This window comes from Pseudomonas sp. BF-RE-25 (genome assembly GCF_019956105.1).
GTDB classification, from domain to species: Bacteria; Pseudomonadota; Gammaproteobacteria; order Pseudomonadales; family Pseudomonadaceae; genus Aquipseudomonas; species Aquipseudomonas migulae.
On record NZ_JAHBDB010000056.1, the window covers coordinates 21,410 to 32,045 of the forward strand.

General features: G+C 56.5%; 12 protein-coding genes and 1 pseudogene. 5 read left to right on the forward strand and 8 right to left on the reverse strand.

Going from position 1 to position 10,636, the window contains the following annotated elements:
• Positions 1-268: 268 nt before the first annotated feature.
• From KGB24_RS23200 to KGB24_RS23210, 3 genes and pseudogenes are all read left to right on the forward strand, one after another.
• Positions 269-607 carry a hypothetical protein gene (locus tag KGB24_RS23200; RefSeq protein ID WP_008025748.1) on the forward strand — a complete coding sequence of 113 codons (339 nt, stop codon included), beginning with the start codon at positions 269-271 and terminating at the stop codon, positions 605-607.
• A 615-nt stretch (positions 608-1,222) separates the two neighbouring features.
• Positions 1,223-1,492: a short-chain dehydrogenase gene (locus tag KGB24_RS23205; protein ID WP_223416122.1), complete on the forward strand. Its 270-nt coding sequence runs from the start codon at positions 1,223-1,225 to the stop codon at positions 1,490-1,492.
• Between the two features lie 77 nt (positions 1,493-1,569).
• Positions 1,570-1,827: pseudogene (locus tag KGB24_RS23210) on the forward strand (type II toxin-antitoxin system HicB family antitoxin); the annotation flags it as partial.
• 277 nt (positions 1,828-2,104) lie between these two features.
• Here the strand turns inward: KGB24_RS23210 and tam are convergent.
• Complete coding sequence (gene tam, locus KGB24_RS23215; protein ID WP_223416123.1) at positions 2,105-2,875, reverse strand: trans-aconitate 2-methyltransferase; 771 nt, start codon at positions 2,873-2,875, stop codon at positions 2,105-2,107.
• Between the two features lie 393 nt (positions 2,876-3,268).
• Between tam and KGB24_RS23220 the strand changes: the two genes are divergently transcribed.
• Both KGB24_RS23220 and KGB24_RS23225 read left to right on the forward strand, forming a co-directional pair.
• A complete protein-coding gene (locus KGB24_RS23220) occupies positions 3,269-3,772 on the forward strand; it encodes an inclusion body family protein (RefSeq protein WP_008025740.1) in 504 nt (167 codons plus the stop codon).
• Positions 3,773-3,898: 126 nt separating this feature from the next.
• Positions 3,899-4,438 carry an AidA/PixA family protein gene (locus KGB24_RS23225; protein WP_223416130.1) on the forward strand — a complete coding sequence of 180 codons (540 nt, stop codon included), beginning with the start codon at positions 3,899-3,901 and terminating at the stop codon, positions 4,436-4,438.
• Between the two features lie 54 nt (positions 4,439-4,492).
• Here the strand turns inward: KGB24_RS23225 and KGB24_RS23230 are convergent, their stop codons facing one another.
• The 7 genes from KGB24_RS23230 to KGB24_RS23260 form a co-directional block, all read right to left on the reverse strand.
• A complete protein-coding gene (locus tag KGB24_RS23230; protein WP_223416124.1) occupies positions 4,493-5,578 on the reverse strand; it encodes a type I restriction endonuclease in 1,086 nt (361 codons plus the stop codon).
• Positions 5,579-5,999: 421 nt separating this feature from the next.
• A complete protein-coding gene (locus tag KGB24_RS23235) occupies positions 6,000-6,503 on the reverse strand; it encodes a DUF4142 domain-containing protein (protein ID WP_223416125.1) in 504 nt (167 codons plus the stop codon).
• A gap of 73 nt (positions 6,504-6,576) precedes the next feature.
• Positions 6,577-6,735 carry a KGG domain-containing protein gene (locus tag KGB24_RS23240; RefSeq protein ID WP_008025734.1) on the reverse strand — a complete coding sequence of 53 codons (159 nt, stop codon included), beginning with the start codon at positions 6,733-6,735 and terminating at the stop codon, positions 6,577-6,579.
• 118 nt (positions 6,736-6,853) lie between these two features.
• The gene (locus tag KGB24_RS23245) at positions 6,854-8,203 is read right to left on the reverse strand and encodes a bifunctional diguanylate cyclase/phosphodiesterase (RefSeq protein ID WP_008025733.1); all 1,350 of its coding nucleotides are present in this window, start codon (positions 8,201-8,203) and stop codon (positions 6,854-6,856) included.
• Positions 8,204-8,290: 87 nt separating this feature from the next.
• Positions 8,291-8,929, reverse strand: coding sequence for a LysE family translocator (locus KGB24_RS23250; RefSeq protein ID WP_192420580.1), 639 nt, complete (start codon positions 8,927-8,929; stop codon positions 8,291-8,293).
• Between the two features lie 17 nt (positions 8,930-8,946).
• The gene (fos, locus tag KGB24_RS23255) at positions 8,947-9,411 is read right to left on the reverse strand and encodes a fosfomycin resistance glutathione transferase (RefSeq protein ID WP_223416126.1); all 465 of its coding nucleotides are present in this window, start codon (positions 9,409-9,411) and stop codon (positions 8,947-8,949) included.
• A 23-nt stretch (positions 9,412-9,434) separates the two neighbouring features.
• Positions 9,435-10,169, reverse strand: a complete 735-nt coding sequence (locus tag KGB24_RS23260) for a hypothetical protein (protein WP_223416127.1) — start codon at positions 10,167-10,169, stop codon at positions 9,435-9,437.
• Between the last annotated feature and the right edge of the window lie 467 nt (positions 10,170-10,636).

Here is a 10,636-nt window from a genome sequence, read left to right on the forward strand (position 1 = left end):
GGATATTCCAACCTCGGCATCAAGCGGATTACTTAAAACCCATTCGCTATATCTAACTGTCTCTATTCAGTAACACCCCTTCAGACTAATAAGGCGCGCACAGACATCGAGTAAGCGAAACGCGGTGGCCAGCTATAATTAGTATCTGTGTTACGCAGGCAGGGATCGGCTGAAAATGCCACTGAAGACGGTCCTTGTCGGGTATAGCGGTCAGACCCATGACGGCTAAGAGCTACAACGTCCAGCCGTCCACAACGGAGATTTCGTCATGAGTGCCTTGACGATCGAAGGCTGGTGCAAATTCAACGGCGCGCAAAAATCGACCCCCATAGGTGAAATCCATTTTTACGTCGATGGCCCCCTCCATCGGGGCCTGGAGCAGGCTGAAGAACGCTTGCAGGAGACCCATGAAAAGGAAGCCATGGTTGACGTCGACATGAGCACACTGGAGTTGATCCTGCCAGGGGGGTACGGGCCTTTGTCCGACTGCCAGATGCGCGTCTATATCCACAACGAGCGCGGTCAGTTTCATCTGGTGGGACATCGAGCGAGTGATGGCTGCCTGATCTACAGCAACGCGGTTTTGGTTGATCAGTTGATTGATTAGCGACAAAGGGATTTTCGGTCCTCAAATGCGCGGAAGGGGCGGACGAAAAGAGTGGCGTCTGCCCCCTGCTTCATCAACGCGTCGCGACGATAAGGTGTCGGGTGGGGCATAGGAATAAATTAACGTTTTCACATAAAGTCGATGCTTTGTTAGCGTTTTTCTCGGGCCAGTAAAGGTTTTTTATGGGCGGGACTTGTTGGGACACTGACACTTCATCCTGAACGGCCAATCAACACCTGAAAAACCAGGGGTCAAGTACACGAATACTGGTGGCCAAAAAGTGGCCAATAGCTGAATAGGCAAGGTCCTACACGACACTGGGAATTGTCCGTAGACTTGTCCATTGCTGTGCCTTTGTCATGAGACCTATAGTCCGAACGCGCCCAAATGGCGTATCGGGTTTGGCGACTCGATAGCAAGGTACAGAAACCTCCGAGCCCGCTCGGAGCTTTTCTGAACGCACGCGGCTACCTGCTTTTTGGTGGCTGTGCGTGGGAGACCTTCGGGTCTGCCGGTTTGTGCCTTGTCCGGTTCGCCAACCCGCGTACAGCTGCCACCCATTGTTTGGCGACAACGAGTGGTGGAAGACATAACTTCACTTCAAGGTAATCACTCATGAACGAATATATGGCTTTAACCAGCAACGCCGACGACCTCCCCACCTTCTACGTCAACACCACCCAACCGCTGCATTCCCTTCTCAGCTCCGCCCGCTACAGAATCGGCGCGGTAACGCAGGTCCTGGAAAACCTCGCGATGCGTGGTGAAATATCCACTGACTCGGTGATTCTCAGTGACTTCGCATTGCTCTGCGCCATTCCGCTGCGCGATGGCTGCGATGTGATGGATGTCATCGCACGACGTATGGATGCGGAACCGTCCTGACGCTAAACAGCGGCGCCTTTCGGGGCGCCCTTTGCGTTTTCAGCGTCAGTAACCGGATCAGCAGGAGAACAGTGAACATGCTTTATCCGATAGCGATTTCAATTGGCGATGGCAAACACGCGTGGGGCGTGGATATCCCGGATGTCCCGGGTTGTTTTTCCGCCGGCGAAGATCTGGACGATGCAGTGGCTATGGCGCGCGAAGCCATTCAGGGTCATTTCGAAATACTGGCTGAAAACGGTTTACCGATTCCACCTGCCAGCAAAATCACGCTGCACACAGCCAATCCGAAGTACGCTGAATGTGTCTGGGAAGAAGTAGAGATCTCCATATCCAACGTTCAACGCTGAGCACTTCGGCACCCCACGTATAGTTTCCGTATAGATCCCCACCAGCCAGTAAAGAAGCCGTAGCGCCCCCTCAAACCCGCCCAAAAACCACCTACCCTGCCCTCTCACCTTTCACGCAGAGATCAGCATGGACAATTCAGAGTTGGGGCTCATGATCATTTCAATGATCGGGTTATTCGGCTTTGCGTCGTTTCTTTTCGATTACTTGAGCACCAAGCGAAGGGACAGATGACGTTCGGCGGTATCCGTCCCTTTTCCGCATTTAGCGGGTGGCGACGATGAACAATCGCGGGAATGGCAGCAGCACCGAACCATCGCTCAGCGTCGGGTACGCCTGCTCGATAGCGGCGTGATATTGCTTGAGGTAGTGCGCCTTTTCCGCGTCATCCAGCGGTTCGAGAAACGGTCGCAAGCCGCTGCCCTTGAACCACTCGACCACGCCCGACGCGCCGCCCGCCAGCGGATGATGGTAGGTGGTGCGCCACACATCGACGCGCGCGCAGTGCGGTCGCAGCATCGAGTAATAGTCGCTGACACTGGCCATTTCCGTGCGCTGCCCGGCGGCGTCAGCCAATTTGCTGGCCCACGGGCCATCGGCAGCGACTTCGCGCATCAGGCGATGGGACGGTTCGTTGAGGTTGTCCGGCATCTGAATCGCCAGGCTGCCAGCGGGAGAAAGCTTGCTCACCAGAGCCGGCAGCAAATTCGCGTGATCGGGCAACCACTGCAACACCGCGTTGGCAAAGATCACGTCGAACGGGCCGCTCTCGTTCCAGGTGCCGATATCCACGGTGTCGAACTGCACCTGCGGCAAGCGCTTGCGGGCGGCTTCGATCATGTCGGTCGAACTGTCGACGCCACGCACCGTAGCGCTGGTGAAGCGTTCCACCAGCAGCTCGGTCGAGTTGCCGGGGCCGCAACCGATGTCGATGGCCGAGCGTGCTTCAACGGGCGGGATCGCCGCGAGCAGATCCCGGGCCGGGCGCGTGCGTTCATCTTCAAAAGCGACGTATTGCTTGGCGGACCAACTCATTGCGTTCTCCTGTCGAATCGTTGTCCGGACCTGGGCCTACAACCGGTTCGCTACGATACAACGCCCCACGCATCCCTCCCTATCCGACTTTTGGATGTTCTAAGGCTATGCAGGTCGTTTCTTATCGCCAAATGATCAGAATTCATAACCAGATCGACCGTTCGTCGAGCCATCGCCAAAGCAGTTTTGACAGCCTGAATTTCACTTCTATAGTCCAATCGCGGCCCGTCGGAAGGAACCCGAACCCGTTGGTTTGTACTCAAGGAGCAAGGCCAGCTCATGCCCGTGACAGGTGGGTTCCGTCCGTAGTGTTTGCGCAACGACCGCAAGGCAAGCAAGCGTTGTTGAGCCTGGAAAGATGCCAGGCATTCACTATGAACAAGGAGTTTCACTATGTCTCGAGTCACGGATGTACTGGTTTCCATCGACACCGAAACCATTCTGAAAAACTACCCGAACATCAGCAAAAACCCTGCCGCGCCGACGCTGATCGACGTCAATCACGTGTACATGGTGACCAACCAGAACAACGTGGTGAGCGGCCAGGCCGGTGGCGAACTCAACTTGAAAGCCCAGGTGGGCGACCTGATTCGCTGGCGTGAAACCAGCCTGTCGCAGAGCTTCGAGACCGCAGTGATTTTCTACAAGTTCGTCGGCAATATCGGCCTCGACTTGATCTCCACACCCACGCCACGCAAGGCTGTCGCCTGCGTAGCCGTGCCCAACACCAGCAATCCATCAGTGCCCAGCTGCCAGAAAGTCGATAACCATTACTGGTCTTCGGAAACCCTGTCCAGCGGCAGCGTGACGTATCACTTCCACTTCCTGATCGTGGATCGCGAGTGCAAGATTGTCGGCTGCTGTTCGTGGGACCCATTCATTACCATCCGCAACTGACGAGCGTCAGGCCCCTTGGAAACGAGGGGCTTTTGCTGACTGCGTTGCCGCCTCGACAGGAACGGAATGCCTTGCATAAACCGAAGCGGCTACCGTCAAGTGTCACCATCATGAAAGGAATCCATGATGACTTCCGAACCGATCAAATCTCCTTCCTCAAGCGTCGCGACTGCCAACAATGTGTTGCTGATTGTCGACGCCGAATCACTGCTTTTACGCTACCCGAACCCGAGTCTTGAGGCGGACAATCCGACACCCATTTCCGATGGATTCGTCTTCAGCATCAACGGATCGCCAGAACCACAAAGTACAACAAATGACAGCCTGATCACGTTGACCGCTGGCAGCGATGCGACTTTCCATATCCGCGGAAGAACCGTCAGCTTGCTCGCTGAGCACAGCGTGGTGTTTTACGAGATGTCTGTGGGTGATGCCGGCGTATTGTCGGCCCCGGAACTGGTGGTACGGGGCGACCTCACAGTGCCGGCACCCGACACTGAAAACCCGACTGAACCGGGTACTCACCAAGCCGATGATCATTATTGGGCATGCACCCGACTCGCCACCGGAGTTGAGGCGTGTGAGCTGCATTTCATGCTGGTTGATAAAAACTGCGAGGCGTTGGGGTACTTCAGTTGGGCGGTTGAAGTGAAACTCTCGGACTGAAGAAATATCAAAAAAACCGACCTTAAGGGCCGGTTTTTTTTTGCAATCAGCTGGCTAATCGTAATACCCAACCGTCTTCTTCAAATGATCCGAGTACTCGTAGATGTCATCAACAGAGTTGATTGCATGCCGGGTTTCATTCTTCTCTTCGTCAAATATGCCGATGTATTTCTGTGAGCGATTGAAGTGCAAACGGCAGATCGGTTTGCGGTTGTTGTCGTCCAGCAGGATGCCGAAGTAACTCTGGGTATCGCGCTGAACAATCCGCTTGGCATCCACGACTGAGCGGACCACGGCGCGGACGATGTGATAACCCTCCAGTTCCTCCAAAGTTGTCAGGACCTTGTCTTCTGACTCGTCTCGTAGATCCGGTTGCTCAGCATCACCGGAAGTAACCGGTAAAGAAGCAAGCGTGGGCTGAATGGCTCCGCTCATAGCCGACTTGAGCCGGTCATTGATCTGGTCATTGAGAAATTGCACCACAGCCTTTCTCGTCAGCTCATGGAACTGCTCACGGACTTTTTGAGTAATCAACCCGTCGTAGACTCGCGAAGCGAACACTTTCACAAAATCGTCGTCTGGCTTGCTGACCTGAGAGGCGATGACTTTTTTGATTTGGCTGACGTACTTCAACTCACCGGCAGCGCTGATGATCGAATCCACATCGAACGCTGATTTGGTGAGCTTTATCAATTCGGGGACGGAATACTCATCGATGTCCAGAAGGTCGAGTTCGAGAAATGGCTTCTCGTCCATTTTGTTGGGCGCGTCCAGGTCAGTGAAAAACTTGTAGACCTGTCCGTTGGTGAGGATAGATATACGAGCGCTGGTGACATGGAAGTAACGAAACAGCTGGGAGGCATGATTGATGTGTAGCGGCTCACCTATTTTCTTGCACTCGATCAGGATCTGCACCTCGCCAGCCTTCATGATTGCGTAGTCAATTTTTTCTCCCTTCTTCGTTCCAATATCGCAGACGAATTCAGGAGTCACCTCGGTCGGATCGAAGACATCGTAGCCGAGCACCGTACTGATAAAGGGCATGACAAAAGCGTTCTTCGTCGCCTCCTCCGTCTGAATTGCAGCACTCTGTAAGCGGACTTTGGCGGCTAAACTTGCTAACTTTTCGAAAAATTCCATGCGTAACCCCTTCCTGGTTTCGATCCGTGTGTTTGCATGCTGGCAAATTGACTGCCATTGATACTAGACACAAACCGGCACAAAGAAAGATTCCGCCCAGGAATAGCGAACAACCTCCTCCGCCCTCATGGAATCCGAACAGGTAATCAGAATTTTCATCCCGCCCGCGCTGTCACAAATTCAAGCGCATTCCTACAAGGAACACGGCAATGAAGTTCGCAAAAAACTCGCAGAAGCTGCGTCGAGGCTATCGCTTCATGAGCGCAAACGAGGTGCAGGGATTGGTGACCAAGGGCAAGCACAAACAGGATTTGAACAACTGTTGAGTGCGCGGGGCAACTCAGTCGCGAAAGCGGTGTGCCTGGCACACCGCGGCGGTTGGATCGCCGGCAAGCCGGCTCCTACAGATACAGAGTGCGCGTCAGCAATCTGCTTGCAGCGCCCTGGCCATTTGCAGGTGGTTCTGCAGTTTGGGCAGGGTTTCTTCAGCGAAGGCTTTGATTTCCGGTACGTCCGTGCTCTGCGCCTCCTGCTCCAGTTGTTCGATGGCTTCCTGCGTGGTTTTCACCTGGCTGGCGGCGTATGCCTGATCAAAAGAATCGCCCTCCTGCACTTGCGGCATCAAGGCTTTGGCCTTGTCGACCACCTCTTCCCGTGGCGCCACCGGCAGATCCAGTTGCCTGGCGATTTTTGCCAGGTGCTGGTTCGCGGTGGTGCGGTCGTTGATGACGATGATGGTGAAGTCCTTGATCTCTTTGGATTCGGACTTCTGGTGCGCCAGGCGACTGGCTTCGATGTCGGCCATGCCTTTGGCCGAGGCATCGTTGATGAATTCGGCGGGGGACTGGGCAAAGGCACTGCTGGCACACAGGCCCAGTAACGTGGCAAATCCGGTGCTGCATAATCGGGTGGCCATCTGGCTCATGGTCGCGCCCTCCTCTCTATAAATTCAAACGGGAGCTTTCGCTCCCGCCTCTCAATCAAAACCACTTTCACCACTACTTGGATTTCTGGCCACCTTTGCGGCCCATGTCGGGTTTCAAAGGTTCTTTATCGACAGTCGTGGTGGTCGTTTTCCCACCTTTGCGACCGGCTTCAGACGCCTTCGTTCGATCGTTGGCGAAACTTCCCGAGTTCGAGTTTCTTGAGTTAGGCATGATTCTCTACCTCTTGGTGATGATCGCAGCGAGCAGGAGCCCGCATAGGATCTGAATTTCCATCACCGCAAAGGTTTAAAAAAAAACGGGATCGACGCGACGAACGGTGCCGTGGTTTTCAGGCCCCGAGCCGCAGGTGATGCTGGCGTTTGGCTGTGTACATCGCCTCGTCGGCATGGCGGAACAATTGCTTTTCTTCTGTGCCATGCTCGGGGAAATGCGCGACGCCGATGCTCAATTGAATGTTCAGGCTGTGCCCATCCAGCCGCAGCGGTTGCGCCAGGATATGACGGATTTTGCCCGCCACGCTGTCGGCATCTTCCGAGGCCTGGATGCTGTGCAGCAGCACCACGAACTCATCGCCGCCGATACGCGCCACGGTGTCGGTTTCCCGCACGCAGCCTTTCAGGCGATTGGCGACCGCTTGCAGCAGCATGTCGCCGACTGCATGGCCGTGGGTGTCGTTGACTTCCTTGAAGCGGTCAAGGTCGACGTACAACAGCGCCATGCGCCCGCTTTCCGACTTGGCCAGTGCCAGTGAGGCTTTCAGCCGGTCCCGGAGCAACTCGCGATTGGGCAGTTGGGTCAGTTGATCGTATTGGGCCATGCGCTGCAGCCGGGCATGCAACTGCTTGCGCTCGATGGCGGTGGCGACCTGGGCACACACGTACTGCAACAGTTCCTTGTCTTGCTCGGTGTAGCGCTCGCCGCCCGCCACACTTTTGACGATCAGCGCGCCGATGGTGCCTTTCTGAGAGTTCAACGGCACGCCCAGCCAGCACGGCGAATGCTGGCCCGTGACCAGCGCCTCGAATCCGGCGGGGGTGTTTTCCTGATTCGGGGTCAGCAGGATCGGTTGACCGCTGCGGATCACTTCGGCACACAAGCGTCCGGTCACCGTTCCAGGCTGTTCGGGTTGCTGCTCGTTGTCGTCGACGTGGTAAGGGAAATTGAGCTGCGCGCAATGCTCGTCATACAGCGCCACGGAGAAGTTCAGCGCCGGCAGCCATTCACCGATGATCAGGTGGATGCGTTTGAACAACGCCAGCAAATCCTCCGCCGCGTGGGCCGCTTCGGAAATCGCGTACAGCGCCGCTTGTCGGGACTCGGCCTGCTTGCGTTCGGTGATGTCACGGGCCACGGCGATGCGCAGTTGATCGACTTCCGACCAGCGTGCGGACCACAGGATATGCACAACCCGGCCATCCTTGCGCACGTAGCGGTTTTCGAAGTTGAGTTTGGGGTCGCCGCCCATGATCTCGCGCGCGGCGTCGAGGGTGCGCTGGCGGTCGGCGGGATGCACCAGTTCGATCATCGGCTGGCCGACCAACTCGTCAGGCGTGTAGCCGAAAATGCGCTCGCAGGCCGCGCTGACAAAAACAAAGCGACCCTGTTTATCGACCGCGCAAACGGCGTCCAGCAGTAGATCGATGTAACTCGCCGACGGCGCGGAATTTCTGGTTGCCATGGTGCAGAGAGCATGTCCGAACAATGCAGCAATAAAGAACCATCCCTGACCAGTGATGATGCCGCTGACGCGTCCCTGCGATCAGTTTCAAGCCTTGTTCGGCATCAGCCCCGGCAAGGCATGCACCAGGGCGTTGATGGCGAAACCGATAAACATCACCCCGCACAACCGGGTGATCGCCAGTTCATGCCGTTGATACAGGCTGCGCACCTGCCGTGCACCGACGATGCCAATGAGGATAGCGTAGGCGATCAAACCGCCAACGAAGCTCAGAACGATCAGCCAGGGCAACATCGACCAATGCAGCAGTTCCGCTCGGCTGGACAGCAACGCCGTAAAAGTCGCCACCGCCACCGGATAGGCTTTGGGATTGGTCAGACCGAACAGAATGCCGTGCCAGAACGGCTGCCGCGCCGGGCCTTGCGGCACTTCGGCGCTGCTGCGTTTGGCCCGCACTGCGCGCAAACCGAGCCAGAACAGATAGAGCCCGCTGAGCACGCCCAACACGTCAAACGCGGTGCTGCCGATTTCCCGCGCACCGACAATTGCGATCAGCGCGGTGCTGCACCAAACCACGTCCCCGAGCAAATGCCCGCACAAAAAGCCTGCCCCTGCCCTTCGTCCACGCGCTGCACCAATACCGAACACCGCCAAAACGCCGGGCCCGGGCGTGATGCCGTAAATAAAGCCCGAGGCGAGAACGGCCATTAGCAGCGATGGGGTCATCGGGAAATCCTTTTGTACTATCCGGTGAATGGGCGCAAGTCTATATCAGGTCCCGGGGAATCGACTGACTGATCGTCGAAGAACTTCATTCCTGCGTACGGCCGCTGACGACAGGCGGCCAATCGCGACGCCAGGTCGCCGACATGGGCTTCGAGCTTGTGGCCGTCGGGGTCGAGGAAGTAGAACGACGCGCCTTCGCTGCGGTTTTCGCGCCATTCGCGGACGTTGGCGGCTCGAAGACGTTCGACGAATGGCAGGAAGCCGGATGCGCTGATGCTGAAGGCGTAATGGGTGTAGTCGGTGGCGGGCTCGGTGTTGCGTTGCGGATCGAGGGAAAGGCACAGCCACAGGCCGGGTAGCGAAAGATAGGCGCCGGAGTCCCATGTGGCTTCGAGCTGAAGCTGCAGGATGTCGCGATAGAACGCCACGCTGCGGTTCAGGTCGGTGACGGCGAGGGTCAGGTGGCTGAGGCCGGTTAGCATGGGTGATTGACCTCTGATCGGCGTTATAGACCTTTGAAGCCTTGAGGCAGGACGTAGCTTTTACCGTCGTATCGAAGCGTCGTCAGCACCGGTTTGTCTGTTATGGTTTTGGCTACACAAGCCTCCCCCTCGCCCTTGCCGACTTCGCGGGTGGTCACTGTTTTGACGATCAGATCCGCGTAGCCCTGCGAGCTGGTTTTGCCGATTTCGAGTGTACGGGTGTGTTGATAAAGCTCTCCGGCGCAATTGCCATCCCATTCACCGCCGTACTCATAGGTGATGAGCTTATCCAGGACCGGACGCAACCGGTCGCCCTCTTTCACATAGAGCGAGAGCAACTTTTCACTCACGGGATTGACCCGTGACGAGCCATTGAACGTGGCGCGCACGCCAAACGCTCTCAGGTCCGGCGTAAGCTTGTAACGTGCGGTATCGAGTTGCAGGTCCTCAAAGGCGATGGCATCCGACTCAAAAGCCGCAGACTGTTGATACGTCGCCAGCGGTTTCGAAGCGCCAGCCGATACAACGGCAAGGTTGATATCGTATCGACCTTGAGGGCCGTAATCGCTTGCCGAATATCCTGACTCGAACTGCGACAAGGCCGTAATCGTCAGCCCCGGATAAGCCGGCCAGTCTTTGCACACCGAATAGCCGAAATCGCCTGCCAGGAACGGCTTCTCGCAATCAGCGAACGCCTGCGTTGTCATCACCAGACCGCACAGCGCCACACAACTCATCCATCCAGACTTCAATGTCATTCCCTGTTCCTTGAGTGTTTCTACAAACCAGATGATTTCAGGTGCGCACTATCGCCTCCTCTACCCGCCCATTCAACCGGTTCAACGCACTACTTGAGCGCCCCGATCCTGTAGGAGCTGGCTTGCCGGCTCCTACAGGGTTGTGCGTGCTTTGGGAGCGATCGTTATTACCTGCACGCCGCGGTCCTGTGGGAGCTGGCTTGCCGGCGATTGCGGTCTGAAGTTGCAATGCGGTTTTCGAGGGACGCATCGCCAGCAAGCCGGCTCCTACAGGGTTGTGCGTGCTTTGGGAGCGATCGTTACTACCTGCACGCCGCGGTCTTGTAGGAGCCGGCTTGCTGGCGATTGCGGTCTGGGATTGCAATGCGGTTTTCGAGGGACTCATCGCCGGCAAGCCGGCTCCTACAGGGTTGTGCGTACTTTGGGAGCGATCGTTAACTCCTGAACGCCGCGGTCCTGTAGGAGCT

Bases quoted from the DNA above. Each gene is read 5' to 3' on its own strand.
- KGB24_RS23200 (WP_008025748.1), top strand. From the start codon at position 269: ATGAGTGCCTTGACGATCGAAGGCTGGTGCAAATTCAACGGCGCGCAA.
- KGB24_RS23205 (WP_223416122.1), top strand. From the start codon at position 1,223: ATGAACGAATATATGGCTTTAACCAGCAACGCCGACGACCTCCCCACC.
- tam (WP_223416123.1), bottom strand. From the start codon at position 2,875: ATGAGTTGGTCCGCCAAGCAATACGTCGCTTTTGAAGATGAACGCACG.
- KGB24_RS23220 (WP_008025740.1), top strand. From the start codon at position 3,269: ATGTCTCGAGTCACGGATGTACTGGTTTCCATCGACACCGAAACCATT.
- KGB24_RS23225 (WP_223416130.1), top strand. From the start codon at position 3,899: ATGACTTCCGAACCGATCAAATCTCCTTCCTCAAGCGTCGCGACTGCC.
- KGB24_RS23230 (WP_223416124.1), bottom strand. From the start codon at position 5,578: ATGGAATTTTTCGAAAAGTTAGCAAGTTTAGCCGCCAAAGTCCGCTTA.
- KGB24_RS23235 (WP_223416125.1), bottom strand. From the start codon at position 6,503: ATGAGCCAGATGGCCACCCGATTATGCAGCACCGGATTTGCCACGTTA.
- KGB24_RS23240 (WP_008025734.1), bottom strand. From the start codon at position 6,735: ATGCCTAACTCAAGAAACTCGAACTCGGGAAGTTTCGCCAACGATCGA.
- KGB24_RS23245 (WP_008025733.1), bottom strand. From the start codon at position 8,203: ATGGCAACCAGAAATTCCGCGCCGTCGGCGAGTTACATCGATCTACTG.
- KGB24_RS23250 (WP_192420580.1), bottom strand. From the start codon at position 8,929: ATGACCCCATCGCTGCTAATGGCCGTTCTCGCCTCGGGCTTTATTTAC.
- fos (WP_223416126.1), bottom strand. From the start codon at position 9,411: ATGCTAACCGGCCTCAGCCACCTGACCCTCGCCGTCACCGACCTGAAC.
- KGB24_RS23260 (WP_223416127.1), bottom strand. From the start codon at position 10,169: ATGACATTGAAGTCTGGATGGATGAGTTGTGTGGCGCTGTGCGGTCTG.